Source organism: Amorphoplanes digitatis (genome assembly GCF_014205335.1).
Taxonomy (GTDB): domain Bacteria; phylum Actinomycetota; class Actinomycetes; order Mycobacteriales; family Micromonosporaceae; genus Actinoplanes; species Actinoplanes digitatus.
Window position 1 is genome coordinate 7,317,988 of record NZ_JACHNH010000001.1, and the last position, 21,301, is coordinate 7,339,288.

Here is a 21,301-nt window from a genome sequence, read left to right on the forward strand (position 1 = left end):
GGGACACACTCTGCAGGCCGCATGGCTGGCTGGGTGTCCCTCGCCCTCAATTCGTCAATCACGGGCGGCTGGAAAAGCGGTCGCCACACGACCGGCTTCATACGGGATTCGGTTACGAGCCGGACGCCAGCCTGCTCGCCAGTAGTGGGCCGAGGCGTTCCAGGGTGGCCGGATCGAGCAGTTCCGAGTGGCCGACCGGCAGCTCGTGCACCTCGACGCCTCCGACCAGTGGCCGCCAGGCCGGTGCCGCCGGGCCCTCGAAGCCCGGCTCCGCGACGGTCGCCTCGACGAAGAAGAGCTCGCCGGCGTAGGACGGGTACTCGGCGCCCGCCAGCAGCCGGTCGGCGGCCAGGTAGTTCTCCAGTACCAGGGCGATCTGCTCGTCGGTGAGCGCGGCCACGCTCCCGCCCGCCGCCCGCACGAACCCGACCGCGTCGGCGACCGACAGGTCGGGGTCGGTGACGGCGTAGCCCATCTCGGTGAGCAGCGCCGCCACCGTGGACGGCGCCTGCACCGCGTCGCGCCGGGCGTCCAGCATTCCGACGAAGCTCACCGACCGACCGCGCCGGCGCAGCGTGGCGGCCACGCACAGCGCCAGCGCCCCGCCGAACGACCAGCCGAGCAGCCGCACCGGCCCGGCCGGCCAGGCGGCGGCCACCCGGTCCGCGTGTGCCTCGGCGAGCGCGGACATCGTCTCGGGCAGTTCGGCGCCGGACAGCAGCGGCGACTGGAGCCCGACCAGCGGGACCGACTCGGGCAGGTACCGCTTGAGGCCGGCGAACTGCCAGCTCAGACCGCTCGCCGGTGCCAGGCAGAACAGCGGCGGCTCGGCGCCGCCGGGATGCAGCACCAGGACCGGCGCCAGCGCGTCGCCGGCGGGCGCGTCGTCGGCGAGCAGGCGGGCCACGCCGGCGACCGTCGGCGCGGTGAAGAGCCGGGCGACGGGCACGTCGGCGCCGAGTTCGCGGCGCAGCGCGGTCGCCAGCCGGACCAGCAGCAGGGAGTGCCCGCCGAGCGCGAAGAAGTCGTCGTGCACCCCGACCGACTCGACGCCGAGCACCTCGCTCACCAGGGCCGCGACGGCCGCCTCGGTGCGCGACCGGGGGCGCGTACCGGTGGCGGTGACGGCGATGTCCGGCAGCGCGGCCCGGTCGACCTTGCCGTTCGGGGTGAGCGGCAGCGCGTCGAGCACGTGGCACACCGCCGGGACCATGTAGCCGGGCAGCGCGTCCTCCCACAGCCCGGCCGGCACGGCGCCGTCGGTCGTGGTCAGGTACGCCACCAGCCGGTCGCCGCGGGCGACCACGACGGCGCGGGTGACGTCCGGGTGTGCGAGGGCGACGGCCTCGATCTCGCCGAGTTCGATGCGGAAACCGCGCACCTTGACCTGGTGGTCGGTGCGGCCGAGGTAGCGCAGCCGCCCCTCGCGGAACGTGACCAGGTCGCCGGTGCGGTAGAGCCGCCGGCCGCCGGGCGCGGCCACGAACCGGGACGCGGTGAGCGCCGGGCGGCCCAGATAGCCGCGGGTGACCTGGTCGCCGCCGAGGTACAACTCGCCCACCACGCCCGGCGGCACCGGGCGCAGCCGCTCGTCGAGCACGTGCGCGGTGGTGCCGGGCAGGGGCCGGCCGATGGTGCCGTCCCAGCCCGGCCCGACCTCGTCGGCCGTCGCCCAGACGGTGACCTCGGTGGGGCCGTACAGGTTCGTCACCGAGGCGGCGCGGTCGAGGAGCGCGGCGGCCAGCGACGCCGGCAGCGCCTCGCCGCCGACCAGCGCCCGGATACCGGAGAGGTCCACGTCGGACGACTCCAGCAGGGCCGCCCAGAGCGCCGGGGTCGCCTGCATCGCGGTGATCCGCTGCTCGCGCAGCAGGGCGGTCAGCAGCAGCGGGTCGCTCACCTGTGCGGGCGAGGCGAGCACGATCGTGCCGCCGGCCAGCAGCGGGCCCATCAGCTCCAGCACGGAGATGTCGAACGACAGCGTGGTGACCGCGAGCAGCCGGTCGTCCGGCTTCAGCGGTACGGCGGCCAGGAACGTCCGCAGGTCCCGTTCGGTGACGACGACGCCCTTGGGCCGTCCGGTCGAGCCGGAGGTGTAGATGACGTACGCGGCCTGCCCGGGCCGGGTCACCACGGCGGGCGCGGCGGCGGCCGGAACTGCCGCCAGGAACGACGAGTCGATGATCGCCGCGGGTCGCGCGTCCTCGATCATGAAGGCCAGCCGGGCGGGCGGGAATGCCGGGTCGAGCGGCAGGTAGGCGGCGCCCGCCTTGGCCACGCCGAGCACGGCGACGACCAGCTCGGCCGAGCGGGGCAGGCTGATGCCGACGATGCTCTCGGCGCCGATCCCCCGCGCGGCGAGCGCGGCGGCGACCGCGTCCGAGGCGCGGTCCAGTTCGGCGTAGCTCCACGAGACGCTGTCCGCGACGAGCGCCTCGCCCTGGTGCCGCGACAGGGCGGCGAACCAGGGCTCGGCCGGCGCGGCGGCGGTCCCGGCCGACAACGCGTCCAGGTCGCGCCGGTCGGCGTCGGTGAGCAGGTCGGCGTCGCCGACGCACAGGTCCGGGTCGGCACCGAACGCCGACAGCAGCCGGGTGAGCCGGTCCAGCAGCCGCCGTGCGGTCTCCGGCTCGAACCGGCCGGCGTCGTACTCGCAGGTCACCTCGACCCCGTCGGCGCCGCCGTCGACGAAGGTGACGTTCAGGTCGACCTTCGGGTCGGCGGCGAACTCCGGCGCGGCAAGGACCGGCAGCCCGAGCACCGGGCCGCCGTCCGTGGGCCGGTGGAAGTAGCCGATCATCGCCTGGAACAGCGGGTTGCGGCCCGGCACCCGCGGCGGGTTGACCAGCTCGACCACCTGTTGGAACGGCACGCCGGCGTGCTCGAACGCGGCCAGGTCCGCGGCGCGCACCCGGCGCAGCAGCTCCGCGAAGGTGGGGTCGCCGGCCAGGTCGGTGCGCAGTACGACGGTGTTGACGAAGAAGCCGACCAGGTCGTCCAGCGCGGCGTCGCCGCGTCCCGAGGTGGGGCTGCCGATCGGCACGTCGGTGCCGGCGCCGTGCCGGGAGAGCAGCACGGCGAGCGCGGCGTGCAGGGCCATGAAGAGGCTGGCGGACTCGCACCGGGCGATCTCCCGCAGCGGGTCGATCAGCCCGGCCGGCAGCGCGGCGCTGACGAGCCCGGCACGCTTGCGCCCGGCGGCGCGCGGGCCGTCGGCGGGCAGGGTGGTCTCGTCGGGCAGCCCGCGCAGGGCCGACCGCCAGAAGTCCAGGTCGGCGGGGTTGTCGGCGAGGGAGAGCGCGTAGTCGGCGTACTGGACGGTCAGCGGGGTGAAGTCCGGCGCCCGGCCCTGCGCGCGGGCCAGGTAGGCGGTGCTCAGGTCGCGCAGCAGCGGCCCGTCGGACCACTCGTCCATCGCGATGTGGTGCAGCACCAGCGCGAGCACCGTGCTGTCGCCGTCCTCGACGACCGCGGCCCGGATCGGCAGGTCGGCGGAGAGGTCGAACGGGCGGCCGACGAGGTCGTCGACGGTGACGTCGCGCAGCACCGGGATCGAGGCCGGCGCGGCGGCGATGTGCTGCGCACCGGCGACGATCAGCGTGCGCAGCACCTCGTGCCGGGACACCACGTCGGCGAGGGCGAGCGACAGCGCGGGCACGTCGATCCGCCCGCCGAGGCGGACCAGCAGCGGGTAGTTGTAGGCGCTGGAGCCGGGGTCGAGCTGGTCGAGCAGCCAGAGCCGCTCCTGCGCCGGGGAGAGCGGCAGAACCTCGGGCCGCTGCCGCACGGCGAGGGCGGCCCGCGCCGGGCCGCCGGTGATCCGGGCCAGCCGTTCCGGGGTACGGGCATCGAACAGCGCCCGCAGCGACAGGTCCCCGCCGAGCTCGGCGCGGACCCGGCCGAGCAGCCGCAGCGCGGTCAGCGAGTGCCCGCCCGCGTCGAAGAAGTCGTCCTCGACGCCGAACGAGGGCAGGCCGAGCACCTCCGCGAACAGCTCGCAGAGCCGCCGTTCCCGGTCGTCGGCGGGCGGCCGGGACTCGGTGGCGACGGGCGCGGGCGCGGGCAGCGCGGCGGCGTCGAGCTTGCCGTTGACGGTCAGCGGCAGCACGTCGACGACGGCGTACAGCGACGGGACCATGTAGGACGGCAGGCGCTCGGCGAGGGCGGCCTTCACCACCGCGGGCGCCACGGAACCGACCAGGTAGGCGTGCAACGCCCCGTCGCGGGCGAGCACCGCGGACTGCCGGACGCCGGGCACCGCGGAGACGGCCGTCTCCACCTCGCCGAGCTCGATCCGGTAGCCGCGGATCTTCACCTGGTCGTCGGTGCGGCCGAGGAAGTCCAGGTTGCCGTCGGCGCGCTCGCGGACCAGGTCGCCGGTGCGGTACAGCCGGCTACCGCCCGGCCCCGCGACGAAGCGCGAGGCGGTCAGGCCCGGCCGGTTCAGGTACCCGCGGGCCAGCCCGGCGCCGGCGATGTACAGCTCCCCGGCGACGCCGGGCGGCACCGGGCGCAGCCAGCCGTCCAGGATGTAGCCGGTGGTGTTCCAGATCGGCCGGCCGACGGTCGCGGTGTGGCTGTCGGACGTGCCGCCGCCCAGGGTGTTGATCGTGTATTCGGTGGGGCCGTAGAGGTTGTAGCCGGCCACGCCGTCCGTGTCGCGCAGCACCGCCCAGAGCTTCTCGGAGACGGCCTCGCCGCCGAGCAGCACCAGGCACGGGCGGTGGTCGCCGTCGAGCAGGCCCTCGTCCAGCAGCGCCTGCGCGTACGTTGGCGTGAGGTTGACGACGTCGACCCGGTGCGCGGCGCAGTAGGCGACCAGGGCCCGCCCGTCGCGCCGCAGCTCCTCGTCGGCGACGTGCACGTGGTGGCCCTCGACGAGCCAGAGCAGCTCCTCCCAGGACATGTCGAAGGAGAAGCTCACCGTGTGCGCGATGGTCAGGATCCGGCCGCCGGCCGCGGCGACGGTCGGGCCGAAGATCGCGTCGCGGTGGTTGAGCTGCATGTTCGTCAGCCCCCGGTACGGCGTGACGACGCCCTTGGGCCGCCCGGTCGACCCGGAGGTGTAGATGACGTACGCCGGCCGGTCCAGCCGCCCGGGCGTGCCCGGCGCGAAGTCGGCCAGCCACGGCTCGCCGACCTCCTGGTACAGCCCGGCCAGCGATTCGAGCACGAGCAGCGGCTCCGCGTCGTCGATCATGTCCTGCCGGCGCTCGGCCGGCAGGTCCAGGTCGAGCGGCAGGTAGGCGGCGCCGGCGCGCAGCACGGCGAAGAGCGCGACGACCATGTCGATGCCGCGCGGCATCGCGAGACCCACGATGCTCTCGGGACCGGCGCCGCGGGCACGCAGCCCCCGGGCGACGGCGCTGACCCGGCCGTCCAGCTCGGCGTAGCTGAGGGTGACGCCGTCGTGGGTCAGCGCGGCCGCCGCCGGGGTGTCCGCGGCCTGCCGGGCGAGCATCTCCGCGATGGTCAGGTCGGGGATCTCCGCCGCGTGGCCGAGCTGCGGCGGCGGAACGGGCAGGGCGACGGCGGCGACCGGCGCGGACACGTCCAGGGTCCGCAGCACCCGGCCGAGCCGGGCGAGCAGGGACCGCGCCTGCGCCTCGGCGACCACGTCGGACCGGTACTCCAGCCGGATCCGCAGCTCGCGTCCGGGGGTGGCGACCCAGGTCAGCGGGTAGTGGGTGGCGTCGACCGCCTCGATGCCGACGATGCCGTGCTCGGACTCCAGGTCGGTGAACGTGTCGTCGTCGAGGAAGTTCTGGAGCACGTACAGGTTGTCGAAGAGCTGGCCGCGCCCGGCGGCGCGCTGGATGTCGCCGAGGCCGAGGTATTCGTGGGCCATCAGGTCGATCCGCTCGGCCTGCACCCGCCGCAGCACGTCGCCGACCGGCTCCGCGGCCGTGAGGGTGACCCGCTGCGGGACGGTGTTGAGGAAGACGCCGACGACCTCGTCGATGCCGTCGAGCTCGGTGGGGCGCCCGGCGACGGTGGTGCCGAAGACGGCCTCGGTGCGCCCGGACGCGTGGCTCAGCACGATGCCCAGCGCGGTGCTCAGCACGGTGTTGAGGGTGACGCCCGCGGACCGGGCCTGCTCGGTGAGCCGGGCGGTCTGCGCCTCGGTCAGCTGGAGGGCGAGGCTTGTCGCGAGGACCGGCTGGGTGCCGGCGGCGGCCGGGTACAGGATGGTCGGCTCGCCGAGCGACGCCGCCCAGGCGCGCGCCGACGCCTCGGTGTCCTGCCGCGCCAGCCAGTCCAGGTAGTCGGTGAAGCTCGCGCTCTTCTCCGCGATGGGCCGGCCCGCGTACGCGCCGAACAGGTCGCGCAGCACCAGTTCGCGGGACCAGCCGTCCCAGAGCAGCAGGTGGTAGGTGAAGAGCAGCCGGTCCCGGCCGCCGGGCAGCCGGACCACGGTGAGCCGGGCCAGCGGCGGGCTGGCCAGGTCGAACGGGCGGGCCCGGTCGGCGGCCATGATGTCGTCGAGCCGCGATTCGTCGTCGAGCTCGACGACCTCGACGGCGGCCGGAACCTCGGTGCCGAGGATCGCCACCGGCTTGTCGCGGCCCTCGTCGGTGAAGCCGAGGCGTGCCGCCGGGTTGGCATGCAGCACGGCCGCGAAGGCACGCTCGAGGGCGGGCACGTCGAGCCGGTAGTCGACGTCGAACGCGTTCTGCGCGATGTAGACGTCGGCGTCGCCGGCCAGCTTCGCCTGGAAGAACAGGCCGTCCTGTAGCGGCGACAGCGGCCACTGCCGCTCGGCCGGTGCCAGCGCCGCGGCCCAGCCGTCCGCGATCGCCCGGGTGGCATCCGCGCCGAGGCCCTCGTCGGCGTAGGTAAGTACCGCGTGCAGCTCACCGCCGCGGACCCAGGCGTTGATCTCCAACAGGTACGGCGTGCCGAGGTCGTCGTCGGGCCGGACCCGGATGTCCTCGTCGGCCGACGCCCAGTCGGCGTCGTCGCTCGCGAACCGGCCCAGGTAGTTGAAGAGCACCTGCGGCGTGCCGAGCCGGGACAGGGCGGCGGCCGAGCGCGGGTTGACGTAGCGCAGCAGGCCGAAGCCGAGGCCGTCGTCGGTGCTCGGCGCGGGCAGGCGTACCGGCGAGACGGAGGTGAACCAGCCGACCGTGCGGGACAGGTCGGCGTCGCCGATCGGCTCGCGGCCGTGCCGTTCCAGGTCGACCACCAGGTCCGCGTCGTCGCCGCGCCACTCGCCGACCGCGGCGTGCAGTGCGGCCAGCAGCTTCGCGGTGACGTCGCCGCCGAGCAGCGACGGGTCGACGGGTACCCGGATCTCGTGGTCGCGGGTCTGCCCGACGGTCAGGCCGAAGGTCTGCGCGTCCGCCTTGAGCTCGCCGCCGGGCGCGAGGATCCGCTGCCAGGCCGGGAACTCGGCCAGCCGGGCCGCGGCGCCGGCCTCCTCGGTGAGCTGACGCGCGAACGTGCGCAGCGACGTGCCGACCGGTTCGAGCGTGCGGCCCTCGTACGCCTGGCGCAGGTCCTCCGCGAGGATGTGCCAGCTCACCCCGTCGACGACGAGGTGGTGCGCGACAAGCAGCAGGCGGCCCTGCCGGTCCGGGCCGGCGTCGAAGAAGACGGCCTGGAGGACGTCGCCGGCGTCGGGGTCGAGCCGGGCGACGGCCGCCTCGGCCTCGCGGGCGATGACGTCCGGTTCGGCGCCGTCGACCACGGTCAGGGTGTACCCGCCGGTCGCGGTCACCTCCTGTGACCAGAGCATCGGCGCCGGGCGGCTCAGCCGCAGGCGCAGCGCGTCGTGGCGGGCGACCAGGGCGTCCAGCGCCCGCCGCAGGCGGGCCTCGGTGGCGCCGGGCGGCGTGCGCAGCAGGTCCGCCTGGTGCAGGCGGTTGATGCCGCCGCCGAGCTCGGCCAGCCGGTGCACGATCGGCAGCAGCGCCACCTCGCCGACGCCGTCGCCCGGCGCGGCCGCCGGAGCGGCCGGCGCGGCCTGCGCGTCCGGCCCGGCCAGCGCCTGCGGCGTACGCAGCAGGAAGACGTCGCGCGGCGACAGCTTGACGCCGGCGCGCCGGGCCCGGTTGACCAGCTGGATGGCGACGATGCTGTCGCCGCCGAGTGCGAAGAAGTCGCCGTCGGCCGGCACCGCGCCGAGGCCGAGGACCTCGGCGAACAGCTCGCGCAGCGCGGTGACCGCGGCCGGCTCACCGGCGGCGGTCACCGCGGCCGGCGCCTCGCGGACCGGCTCGGGCAGCGCGTCGCGGTCGAGCTTGCCGTTGACGGTCAGCGGCAGGGCGGGCAGCGTCACGAACGCCGCCGGGACCATGTAGTCCGGCAGCACGGTGGCCAGGTGCGCCCGGATCGCGTCGGCGTCCGGCCGGGTACCGGCGCGGGCGACCAGGTAGGCCACCAGCCGGCGGTCCCGCAGGATCACCGCCGCGTCCGAGACTCCGCCCAGCGACAGCAGCGCCGAGGTGATCTCGCCCAGCTCGATGCGGTAGCCGCGGATCTTCACCTGGTGGTCGGACCGGCCCAGGTAGACCAGCTCGCCGTCCTCCCAGCGGGCCAGGTCGCCGGAGCGGTACAGGCGGCCCGGGCCGTACGGGTCGGCCACGAACCGGGACGCGGTCAGCGCGGGCCGGTCCAGGTAACCGCGGGCGAGCTGGTCGCCGGCGACGTAGATCTCGCCGGTCACGCCCTCCGGCACCGGCCGCAGGTACGCGTCGAGCACGTGCACGGTCAGCCCGGGCAGCGCGGCGCCGATGACGCTGGGCCGGGTCACGTCGTCCGGCCGCAGCGCCCGGAACGAGACGTGCACGGTGGTCTCGGTGATGCCGTACATGTTGACCAGTTGGGGTGCCTCGTTGCGGGCGTACCAGGCGGTGAGCCGGGACAGGTCGAGCGCCTCGCCGCCGAAGACGACGTAGCGCAGCGGCAGCCGGTCCGGCTCGTCCGCGTCGGCCTCGATCAGCGGGTAGAACGCCGACGGGGTCTGGTTGAGCACCGTGACGCCCTCGGTGCGCAGCAGCGCCCGGAAGCGCCGCGGGTCGCGGGCCACGTCGTGCGGCACGACGACGAGACGGCCGCCGTGCAGCAGCGGGCCCCACAGCTCCCAGACCGAGAAGTCGAACGCGTACGAGTGGAACATCGTCCACACGTCGTCGGCGCCGAAGTCGAAGAGCCGCTCGGCGGCGGCGAAGAGCGCCCGCACGTCCCGGTGGGTCACGACCACGCCCTTGGGCTTGCCGGTCGAGCCGGACGTGTAGATCACGTACGCGGCATTGTCCGGGCTCAGGTCGACGGCCGGGCGGGTATCCGGCCGCGTGCGTGCGTCGACGGCGATGCCGCCCTCGCCGATCACGCAGACCGGGTCGGCGTCCGCGAGGATGTACTCCTGCCGCGACGCCGGCGCGCCGGTGTCGACCGGCACATAGCAGCCGCCGGCCTTGACCACGGCCAGCAGCGCCACGATCAGGTCGGCGCCGCGCGGCAGGATCACGGCGACGCGGGACTCGCGCCGCACGCCGCGGGCGATGAGCTCGTGCGCGAGCCGGTTGGCGCGCGACTCCAGCTCGGCGTAGGTCAGGGCGGTCTCCCCCGCGGTCACCGCGACGGCGTCCGGGTGCGTGAGCGACAGGTCCAGCGTCGCCTCGCGTACCTCGAGTGCCTCGCCGCCGGACGAGGCCGCGCCGAGGTCCAGGGCGGCGACCGGCCGGTCGAGCCCGTCGGCGAACTGGTCCAGGACGCGGTGCACGAGGCCGGCAAGGCGCTGCGCGGACGCGGCGCCGATGGCCGCGTCGTACTTGATCTCCAGGGTCAGGTGCTCGCCCGGGAACGCGACGAGCGAGACCGGATAGTGCGGCGAGTCCGTGCCGGTGAAGCCGCGCACGCCGAGGCCCTCGGCGTCGCCGCCGTCGACCGACGGGAAGTTCTCCACCACCACCATCGAGTCGAACAGCTCACGGACCCCGGCCAGCCGGTTGAGCTCGGCGAGGCCGACCTGCTGCACGTCGAGCACGTCCGTCTGCTGCTCCTGGAGGCGGCGCAGCACCTCGCCGAGCGGCTCGTCGGGCCGCCAGGCCATCGGCACCGGCACGGTGTTGATCAGCAGGCCGACGATCGACTCCACGCCGGGCAGTTCGCCGCCGCGGCCGGAGACGGTCGAGCCGAACACCACCCGGTCGCGGCCGAGCAGCCGGCCCAGCAGCAGGCCCCACGCGCCGTGCACCAGGGTGCTGACGGTGACGCCGTTCGCCCGGGCCGCCTCCGCCAGCTCGCCGGTGCGCTCGAAGACGGCGAAGGCGCTGTCGTGGTGCGAGACCGTGGTGACGTCCGGGTAGAGCGCGGTCGGCTCCACGCCGGACAGGGCGGTGGCCCAGGCGGCGCGCGCGGCATCGCGGTCGCGGGTGACCACGGACTCGACGTGGTCGCGGAAAGTCACTCCGGGTGCCGCCAGCTCCCTACCGTGGTACGCGGCGACGACGTCGGAGAAGACCAGCGGGTACGACCAGCCGTCGGCGAGGATGTGGTGCATCGTCTCGATCAGCCGGTGCTCGGTGTCGCCGAGCGAGACCAGCGCGTAGCGCAGCACGGGCGGGTGCGCCAGGTCGAACGGCTGCGCCAGCTCGGCGGCCGCGATCTCCGCCAGTCGCTCGGCCGTGTCGGCCTGGTACTCGCGCCACGGCACCTGCACGTCGGCGGCGACGACCTGGACTATCCGGCCGTCGCCGAGCTCCCGGAAGGAGGCGCGCAGCGCGTCGTGGCGGCGCACCGCCGCCTCGACCGCGCGCCGCAGCCGGGCCGGGTCGACCGCGCCGGTCAGCTCGGCGACCTGCTGCACCGCGTACGTGTCCACCTCGGAGACGACCGAGTGGAAGTACATGCCCTCCTGGAGCGGCAGCAGGGGCAGCACGTCGGCGGCGTCGGCGAACGCGTCCACGTCGTCCTGGGTCAGCGACACCAGCGGGAAGTCCGACGGGGTGTGCCCGCCGACGTCGGCACCGGCCAGCTCGCGCAGCGCGGCCATCCACTGCTCGCCGAGCGCGATGACCCGCTCCTCGGCGAGGATGCCCGCCGGCCAGGAGAGCGTCGCGGTGAAGACGTCGCCGGTGGCGTGCGCGTTGATCTCCAGCGGCATCGCCGGGTTGGCCGGGTCGACGCCCTCGCGCAGCGGCGCCGCGGGGCTCCAGTCGACGCCGCGCTCCCCGGCGCCGAAGCGGCCGAGGTAGTTGAACAGGATCTGCGGCGCCGGGCCGAGGTCCTCGTCGCGCAGCCAGCGCAGGTGGCCGTACCCGATGCCGTCGGCCGGCACCGCGCGCAGCTGTTCCTTGATCGCGCGGGCCGCGGCGGCGATGTCGCCGGTGCCGGGGTCGAGCCGGACCGGATGGATCGCGGTGAACCAGCCGATCGTGCGGGACAGGTCGAGGTCGCCGGTGCGGCCGTGGCCCTCGAGGCTGACCAGCACGGGCGCGGAGGCGCCGCGCCAGCGGTTGACGGCGACCGCCAGGCCGGTGAGCAGCACGTCGTTGACGCCGCCGTACATGGCGGCGGGGACGCTGGAGAGCAGCGGGACGGTGACGTCGGCCGGCAGGGCGACGGTGATGGAGCGGACCGTCGCGGCGGTGTCGACGGCCGGGTCGACGGGCCGGTCGCCCAGGTCCGGGCCCGGGTCGGCAAGCGTCGCGCGCCAGAAGCCGGCCTGCTCGTCGTGGAACGCCTGCGTCGCCGCGAACGTGCGGAACGACGCGCCGACCTCGTCCAGCGTGACCGGGCGGCCGGCGCAGACGTCGGCCCAGCCGCGGGCCAGGTCGCCGGTGATGATGCGCCAGGAGACGCCGTCGATCACCAGGTGGTGGATGACCAGCAGCAGCGTGCGGCCGTCCCAGGCGGCGCGCAGCATGATGCCGCGCGCCGGGTCCAGCCGGGCCACCTCGGCGGCCTCGTCGATCGGCCCCTCGGTGAGCAGGCCGGTGGCGGTCAGGCCGGGCGCGGGCACGTGCAGGGTGCCGTCGAAGCTCGCGCGGAGCAGGTCGTGCCGGTCGAGCAGCGCCTGGAGGATCGCCTCGAGCTGCGCCCGGGTCAGCGCCGCCGGGGTGTGCCAGGCCATCGACTGGTAGAAGTTGCCGAGCGGCGTCGCGGACTTCACCGTCTCGGCGAGCATCGGGGTGAGCGCCACGTCGCCGACGCCGGTGTCGGTGCGCACCTCGACGGTCGCGGCGGGCAGCGCCGCGGCGAGCGCCTGCACCGTGCGGCGGCGGAACACGTCACGCGGTGTCACGTGAAGGCCGGCCTTGCGGGCGCGCCCGGCGACGGCGATGGACGAGATGCTGTCGCCGCCGATGGCGAAGAAGTCGTCGTCGATGCCGACCACCGGCAGGCCGAGTACGTCGGCGTAGAGGGCGCAGAGCAGCGCCTCCCGCTCGTCGCGCGGTCCCCGGGCGGCGGACATGATCGGTTCCGCCGGCGGCAGCGCGGCGGTGTCGAGCTTGCCGTTCACGGTCAGCGGCAGCGCGTCCACGACGGCGTAGAGCGACGGGACCATGTAGGACGGCAGCCGCTCGATCAGGGCCGCGCGCACGTCGCCGGGCGAGGCGCCGCCGACCAGGTAGGCGTGCAGCTTGCCGTCGCGGGCCAGGACGGCCGACTGGCGTACGCCGGGCACCGCGGCGACCGCGGCCTCGACCTCGCCCAGTTCGATCCGGTAGCCGCGGATCTTCACCTGGTCGTCGCTGCGGCCCAGGAAGTCCAGGTTGCCGTCGGCGCGCTCGCGCACCAGGTCGCCGGTGCGGTAGAGGCGGCCGCCGCCGGGGCCCGCGATGAAGCGGGACGCGGTAAGGCCGGGCCGGTCCAGGTAGCCGCGGGCCAGCCCGGCGCCCGCGATGTACAGCTCGCCGACGACGCCGCGCGGCACGGGCCGCAGCCAGCCGTCGAGCACGTACCCCTGCGTGTTGAAGATGGGCTTGCCGACCGTCGGGGTGCCGCTGTCGCCGGTCCCCGCGCCGAGGGTGTTGATCGTGTACTCGGTGGGGCCGTACAGGTTGTAGCCGGTCGGGCCGTCCGGGTCGCTCAGCCGCGACCAGACCGCCTCGGTGACCGCCTCGCCGCCGAGCAGCACGAGCCACATCCGGTGCCCGTCCAGCAGGCCCTCGTCGAAGAGGTGGTGCGCGTAGGTCGGTGTCACGTTGATGACGTCGATGCCGCGCGAGTGGCAGTACGCGACGAGCGCGGTCGCGTCGCGCCGCAACTCCTCGTCGCAGACGTGCACCTCGTGGCCCTCGACGAGCCAGAGCAGCTCCTCCCACGACATGTCGAACGAGAAGCTCACCGTGTGCGCGATCCGCAGCCGCTCGACGCCCGCGGCCCGCGCCCGCGCCACGGTCGGGTCGAAGATCTCCGCCCGGTGGTTGAGCTGCATGTTCGTCAGCCCCCGGTACGGCGTGACGACGCCCTTGGGCCGCCCGGTCGAGCCGGAGGTGTAGATCACGTACGCGGGCCGGTCCATCCGGTCCGTGGCGAAGTCCGGGTGCGCGACCGGGCCGTCCTCGCACGCGAGGCCGTCCAGCGAGGTCAGCACGAGCAGCGGCCGCGCGTCCTCGATCATGGTCTGCCGCCGGTCCTCGGGCAGGTCCAGGTCGAGCGGCAGGTACGCGGCGCCGGCGCGCAGCACGGCGAAGAGCGCGACCACCATGTCGATGCCGCGCGGCAGCGCCAGCGCAACGATCCGCTCGGGCCCGGCGCCGCGGGCGACCAGCCCGCGGGCCACGGCGTCGATCCGGGCGTCCAGCTCGGCGTAGGTCAGGCGCTCGTCGCCGAAGACCAGCGCGACGGCCGCCGGGGTGCGCGCGGCCTGCGCCGCCAGCATCTCGGCGATGGTCTCGTCAGGGATCTCGGCGGCCCGGCCGTCCATCCGGTCATCCGCACCGAGCGGCAGCGAGCCGGCGGGCACGTCCAGGCCGTCGGCGAGCGCGCGCAGGACCGCGACGAGCGAGTCCACCATCGACCGGGCCTCGGCCGCGGTGACCACGTCGGGCCGGTACTCCAGCTTGATCCGCAGGTTCGCGCCCGGCGTCAGCACCCAGGTCAGCGGGTAGTGCGTGGTGTCGGTGTACTCCACGTCGACGATGCCCTGCGCGGCCTCGAGGTCGTCGAACGTGCTGTCGGCGAGGAAGTTCTGTAGCACGTACAGGGTGTCGAAGAGCTGGTCGTGGCCGGCCGCGCGCTGGATGTCGCCAAGGCCGAGGTACTCGTGCGGCGCCAGGTCGATCCGGTCCTGCTGCGCCCGGCGGGCCAGGTCGGCGACGGACGTGCCGGGCGCGGCGGCGACCCGGGCGGGCACGGTGTTGAGGAACAGGCCGATGACGTTCTCGATGCCGGGCAGGTCCGTCGGGCGGCCCGCGACGGTGGTGCCGAAGGTGACGTCGCCGCGGCCGGTGCGGTGGCCGAGCACGAGCCCGAGCGCGGCGGTGAGCACCGAGTTCAGCGTGACGCCGGCCCGGCGCGCCTGCTCCTGGAGCCGGCCGCTGACCGCGGTCGGCAGCGCGGCGAGGATCCGCTCGGAGAGCATCGGCTCGAGCCCGGCGGCGGCGGGCACGACGATTGTCGGCTCGTCGAGGACGGCCTTCCAGGCGGCGGCGGACGCGGCGGTGTCCTGCTCGGCGATCCACGCCAGGTAGTCCGGGAACCCCGGCCCGTCTGCGGGCAGTACGCCGCGGGCGCCGCGCGAGTCGTAGAGCGCGAACAGCTCCCGCAGGACCAGCTCGCGCGACCAGCCGTCCCAGAGCAGGAAGTGGCAGGTGAGCAGCAGCCGGTCGGTGCCGTCCGGGTTGCGCACGACGGTGAGCCGGATCAGCGGCGGGTTCGCGAGGTCGAACGGGCGCTCGCGGTCCTCGACGGTGATCCGCTCCGCGTCGCCCTCGGCGACGGCGACGACCGCCGGCACGCGCGCGCCGATGTACTGGAGCGGCCGCGGGTCGCCGGTGAAGCCGGCCCGCAGCGTGGGGTGCCGGTCGAGCAGCGCGGCGAACGCCGCCTCCAGGGCGGGCACGTCGATCCGGCGGTCCAGGTCGAAGACGTTCTGCGCGATGTAGGTGTTCGCGCCGTCGGAGTAGGTGGCCTGGTAGTAGACGCCCTGCTGCAACGGCGACAGCGCCCAGATGTCGGCGACCGGCACCGGCGAGGCCGCGACGACGGCGTCGACCTCCTCGTCGGTCAGCTCGACCGTCGGCCGCAGGCGCCCGGCGACGGCCGGCTCGTTGGTGGCGGCGATCGCGGCGGCGGTGCGTGCGCGGAAGACGTCCTGGGTGGAGAGCACGATCCCGTCCTGTGCGAGCAGGTTGACGAGGCGGATGGCCGAGATGCTGTCGCCGCCGACGGCGAAGAAGTCGTCGTGCACCCCGACGGTCGCGGCGCCGAGCACGGCCGCGAGCCGGGCGCAGACCAGCGCCTCGCGCGGGGTGCGCGGCGGTGCCGCGACGGCGGCGGCCGGGTCCGGCAGGGCGCGCCGGTCCCGCTTGCCGTTCGGCAGCAGCGGTACGGCGTCCAGCACGGTCACCGTCGCCGGCACCAGGTACGCGGGCAGCTCCTCGCGCAGGGCCGCGAGCAGAGCTTGCGGGTCGATCGTCTCCCCCGCCGCGGCGACCACGTACCCGTGCAGGCTCGAACGGTTGCGCGCGACCGCGACGGCCTCCCGCACGCCGAGGCGCCGCAGCAGCGCCGCCTCGACCTCGGCCAGCTCCACCCGGTGCCCGTTGACCTTGACCTGGTCGTCGTTGCGGCCCAGGAACTCGACGGTGTCTGCGACCCAGCGGCCCAGGTCGCCGGTGCGGTACAGCCGCTCGCCGGGCGTGAACGGGTCGGCGACGAAGCGGGCCGCGGTCGCGCCGCCCTGTCCCCGGTAGCCCCGGGCGAGCTGCACGCCGCCGACGTAGATCTCGCCGACCGCGCCGGGCGCGACCGGGTCGAGCGCGGCGTCGAGCAGGTACACCCGGACACCGGGCACGGCCCGGCCGAGCGTGACCGGCGCGCCGACGACCACCTCGCCGGCGAGGACATCGCCGGTGTTCTCGCTGGCGCCGTACGAGTTGACGATCGTGGCGCCGGGCGACGCCGCGGCGAGCGCCGCGACGGTGCCGGCGTCCAGTGCCTCGCCGCTGGTGATCCAACGCCGCAGGCCGCGTACCCGGTCCGGCGCGGTCTCGGCGAGGGCCGCGGCGAGGCTGGGCACCGCGAGCAGCTGGGTGGCGCCGGAGTCGGCGACGAGCCGGGCCAGGGCCGCGCCGTCGGCGGCGGCCGTCTCGTCGGCCACGACGACGGTCGCGCCCGCGACCAGGCCGCCGAGCAGCTCGGTCGTGCCGTCGATGAAGCTCATCGAGCTCTTCGCGACCCGCACCTCGCCGGCCCAGGCGTCCCGGGCCCAGGCGAGCCGATTGGCCAGCGCGGCGTGGGTGCCGACGACGGCCTTGGGCCGCCCGGTCGAGCCGGAGGTGTACACGACGGACGCTGCGTCGAGCGGACCGACCGTAACCTCGGGCGCCGTACCCGCGCCGACGGCCCGGATCCGGACGGCCGGAACTTCGTGCGGCGGCAGCGCGCGGGCGCTCGCGTCGTCGACAAGCAGGCAGACGGGCGCGGCGTCCTCGAGCATGAACTCGATCCGCGCGGCCGGATAACCCGGGTCGACCGGCAGGTACGCGGCGCCGGCGCGCAGCACGCCGAGCAGCGCGACGGGAAGCTCGGCCGTGCGCCGGGTGGCGACCGCCACGACGTCGCCGCGGCGCACGCCGGCGGCGTGCAGCGCGGCCGCGACCGCGCCGGCCCGCTCACACAGCCGGCCGTAGGTCAGCTCGGTCGCGCCGCCGCGCACCGCGATCCGGGCCGGGTCGACGGCGGCGATCATCGCGGGCACGTCGGTGCCGGCCGCCGCCGGGCCGCCGACGCCGAGCGCGAGCGCCTCGGCCCGCTGCGCGGCGGAGAGCAGGTCGAGCGCGGCGACCGGGCGCGACGCGTCGCCGGCGAACGCGGCCAGCACCCGGAGGTACTGCTCCAGCAGCAGCTCGGCGGCGGCCGGGTCGAGGCGGTGGGTCAGGTCGACGTCGATGGTGTCGCCGGGCTTGACCATCAGCGTCACCGGGTAGTGCGGTGCCTCGATCACGTTCATCCCGGCGATCCGCACGTCACCGTCCGCGGGTGCGGACGCCGCCGGATAGTTCTCGATCACCACGAGGGTGTCGAAGAGCTCGGTGAGGCCGATCCGGCGCTGCACGTCGGCGAGCGCGGTCTGCTCGTGGTCGACCACCTCGCGCTGCGCCGCGGCGAAGCCGCGCAGCACGTCGGCGAGGATGCCGTCGCCGGACCAGCGGACCCGGGCCGGCACGGTGTTGATGAGCAGCCCGGCGATGGCGTCGACGCCGGGCAGATCGCCGCCCCGGCCCGAGACCGTCGAGCCGAACACGACGTCGTTGCTGCCGGTCACGCGGCCGACGAGGACGCCCCAGGCGGCGGCGAGGACGTTGCTCACGGTGATCCCGTACGCGCGGGCGACGGCACGCACCCCCGCGCCGTCGACGGTGGCCCGGACCCGGGCGGCGGGCGCGGAGGCGCCGGGTGCGAGCAGCGTCGGCTCGGTGACGCCGTCGAGCAGGCGGGCGAACGCCTCGGGGTCGCCGGTGCCGCGATGGGCGAGGAAGTCGCGGTAGGACGGTGCCGGCGGCAGCTCGCGGCCCGCGTACAGGGCGAGCAGGTCGTTGAGGACCAGCGGCACCGACCAGCCGTCGGCGACGATGTGGTGCACGGTCTGCACGAGGACATGCCGGTCCGCGGCGAGCCGGACCAGCGCGTAGCGCATGGCCGGCGGGCGGGCCAGGTCGAACGGCTCCGCGCGCTCGGCCGCGGCGACGGCCTCGACGTCGTCGCTGACCACCAGGCGCCAGGGCAGCGCCGGGCGGGCGCCGAGGACGGCGACGACCTCGCCGCCGCCGACCGGCCGGAACGCGGCGGCCAGGTTCGGGTGGCGGTCGAACAGCTTGCCCGCGGCCTCCCGCAGCCGCTCGGCGTCCAGCGGCCCGTCCAGCTCGATGAGCTGCTGCACGACGTACGGGTCGGCGCCGGGCGCGTAGGTGGCGTGGAAGTAGAGGCCGGCCTGGAGCGGCGTCAGCGGCAGCACGCCGGCGACCCGGGCGCCGAGGGCGTCCACGTCGGCCTGGTCGAGGGCGACCAGCGGGAAGTCGGAGGGTGTGTGGCCGGCGACAGCCGGGTCGGCGGCGATGCCGGTCAGCAGCTCGACCCAGCGCCGCGCGAACTCGCGCACCTGGTCGCGGGTCAGCACGCCGGTGGCCCAGCTGAAGGTGGCCGACAGGCCCGCGTCGACCGCGACGGCGTTGACCTCCAGGGCCCGGGGCAGCGGCATCCGGGGATCGCGCCGCTCGACCACGACCTCGCCGTCGACGACGGTCTCCCAGTCGGCGCCGGTGTCCGTGCCGAACCGGCCGAGGTAGTTGAAGAGCACCTGCGGCTGCACGGCGAGCTCCGGCCGCGGCGCGAGGTAGCGCAGGGCGCCGTACGACAGGCCGTTGTGCGGCACGGCCCGCAGCTGGTCCTTGACCGCCTTCACCGCACTCGCCGGGGACAGGCCGGTGACGTCGAGGCGGACCGGGAACAGCGTGGTGAACCAGCCGAACGTGCGGGACAGGTCGAGGTCGACGGCGTCCTCCTCGCGGCCGTGCCCCTCGAGCTCGAGCAGCAGCGGCGCGTCCGGCGAGATCGCCAGCACCAGGGCGGCGACGAGCGCGTCGTTGACCCCGCCGTGCACGGCCGCGGGCACGACGCCGAGCAGCCGCTCGGTGACCTCCGGCGGCAGCGTGACGGTCAGCGTCTCCTCGGTGGCCACGGTGTCCCGCGCGGGATCCAGCGCCCGGCTGCCGAGCGGGCGTACCGGCTCGGCGGCGGCGCCGGCCCAGTAGGCCGCGTCCGCGGTGAAGTCCACGCCGGACAGCGCGGTGGCCCACCGGCGGTACGAGGTCGGCGCGGGCGCGATCGGCAGCCCGTTACGCAGGTCCTCGGCCAGCACCCGCAGCGAGACCCCGTCGACGACGACGTGGTGCACGGCAACGATCAGCCGCCGGGACTCAGGCCGGAACGAGAAGGCGACCATCCGCCCGGTGCTCAGCCGGGCGACGGTCGCGTCCAGGTCCTCGTCGAGCGTGACGACGTCGGCGGCGGTGAGCGCGCCGACCGGTGCGATGGTCAGCACGGCGCCGTCGGCGCTCGCCCGGAGCACGTCGTGCGCGGCGAGCAGGCCGTCGACAAGCTCGTGCAGCCGCTCGACGGTCAGTCCCTCCGGGGTGCGCAGCGTGACCGCCTGGAAGAAGCCGTCCATGCCGTTGCCGACCTCGTCGAGCCAGGCGACGATCGGCGTCGGCGGCACGGCGCCGATCGCGTCGACAGCGTCGGCCTGCGGCTCGGCGGCCGCGCCGGCGACCAGCGCGAGGGCGGCCGGCGTCGGGTTGGCGAACAGGTCCCGGGCGCGCAGGGTGAAGCCGGCCCGGCGCGCGGCGCGCACGGCGCCGATGGCGACGATGCTGTCGCCGCCCAGCGCGAAGAAGTCGTCCTCGGCGCCGACCGCCGCAAGGCCCAGGACCGTGGCGAAGACCTCGCAGAGCGCGGCCTCGGCCGGGGTGCGGGGCGCCCGGGAGATCGCCCCGGCGAGCACCGGCGCGGGCAGCGCGCGGCGGTCCACCTTGCCGTTGGCGGTCAGCGGGAACGCGTCAAGCAGCACGACCGCCGACGGCACCATGTACTCCGGCAGCCGGTCCGCGCACCACTCGCGCAGCTCGTCCGGTGCGGTCGCGCGGTCCGTCACCGCGTACCCGATCAGGTGCCGGTCGTGCACGAGCACGACGGCCTGGCGGACCGCGGGGTGGCCGGCGACGACGGCCTCGACCTCCTCGAGCTCGAGCCGCATGCCGCGGATCTTGACCTGGTTGTCGGCGCGGCCGACGAACTCCAGGGTGCCGTCGCCGTGCCAGCGGGCCAGGTCGCCGGTCCGGTACATCCGGGAGCCGGGCTCGCCGAACGGGTTCGCGACGAAGCGGGCGCCGGTCAGCGCCGGCGCGTTGACGTAGCCGCGCCCGAGCAGGAAGCCGGCGGCGTACAGCTCGCCGGCGACGCCGGTGCCGACCGGGTTGAGGTCGTCGTCGAGCACGTAGAGCTGGGTGTGCGGGTTGGGCCGGCCGATCGAGGTGGCGATCCGCTCGGCCGAGTCGCGGTAGATCACGTGCGAGACGCCGATGGTCGCCTCGGCGGGGCCGTATCCGTGGTACAGGGTGGTGGCGAGCTGGGCGCGGAACCTGTCGAACAGCTCCGGGGTGAGCACCTCGCCGCCGCACCAGACGTGCTTGAGGCCGTCGAGCAGGTGGGTGCCGCGGGCGAGCTGCAACAGCACGTCCAGCATGGAGGAGACCAGGTAGACGAAGGTCACGCCCTCGGTGGCGATGAGATCCAGCAGGTACTGCGGGTCGCGCTCGCCGCCGGGCTCGGCCACCACGACGTACCCGCCGGAGACCAGCGGCAGCAGGATCTCGTTGACGCTGATGTCGAACGAGAGCGGCGCCTTGAACAGCGACGCGTCGCCCGGTCCGAAGTGCAGGATCTGCTCGACCTGCCAGCGCAGCCGCTCGGCGATGGCCTCGTGGCGGATCATGGCGCCCTTGGGCTCGCCGGTGGAGCCCGAGGTGAAGATGACGTACGCGAGGCGCCCGCCGTCGATGTCGGCGTCGGCGGCCTCGGCGGGCTGCGCGCCGTACCGCCGGACGTCCTGCTCGCTCAGGGTGAGGCGCACCCGGGCGCCGGCCAGCACCTGCTCGCGGCGCCGGTCCGGCCAGGCCGGGTCGACCGGCACGAACGCGCCGCCGGCGACCATGACGGCGAGGACCGCGACGACCATCTCCGCGCCGCGCGGCATGCCGATGCCGACGGTGTCCTCGGCACCGATGCCCCGCTCACGCAGGTGCCGGGCGACGCCGTGCACCCGGCCGCTCAGCTCGCGGTAGGTCAGCCGGGTCTCGCCGGCGACCAGCGCCAGCGCGTCGGGCGTGCGCCCGGCCTGTGCGATGAAGTCGGCGACCACGGTCGAGGTCGTCTCCGGCCGGGTGTGATTGTTCCACCGCGCGAGAAGCTCCTCGAAGCCCTGCAGCCCTGCCGTCATCTTTTCCCGCACCTCCGATGTGGAACGCCCGAGGGCGCGCGTCATCGACGCGGGATTAGGTTAGCCTAACCTCTTCACTGGGCGGCATGCGGATACACGTGAGGCCGGATACCCGTGCGGTATCCGGCC

General features: G+C 75.1%; 1 protein-coding gene. It reads right to left on the reverse strand.

Features of this window, described 5'->3' with window-relative positions:
- Positions 1-112: 112 nt before the first annotated feature.
- Positions 113-21,172: a non-ribosomal peptide synthetase gene (locus tag BJ971_RS32165; protein WP_184996901.1), complete on the reverse strand. Its 21,060-nt coding sequence runs from the start codon at positions 21,170-21,172 to the stop codon at positions 113-115.
- Between the last annotated feature and the right edge of the window lie 129 nt (positions 21,173-21,301).

What these genes read in the sequence shown, in the direction of transcription:
- BJ971_RS32165 (WP_184996901.1), bottom strand. Translation starts at nt 21,172, where the DNA reads ATGACGGCAGGGCTGCAGGGCTTCGAGGAGCTTCTCGCGCGGTGGAAC.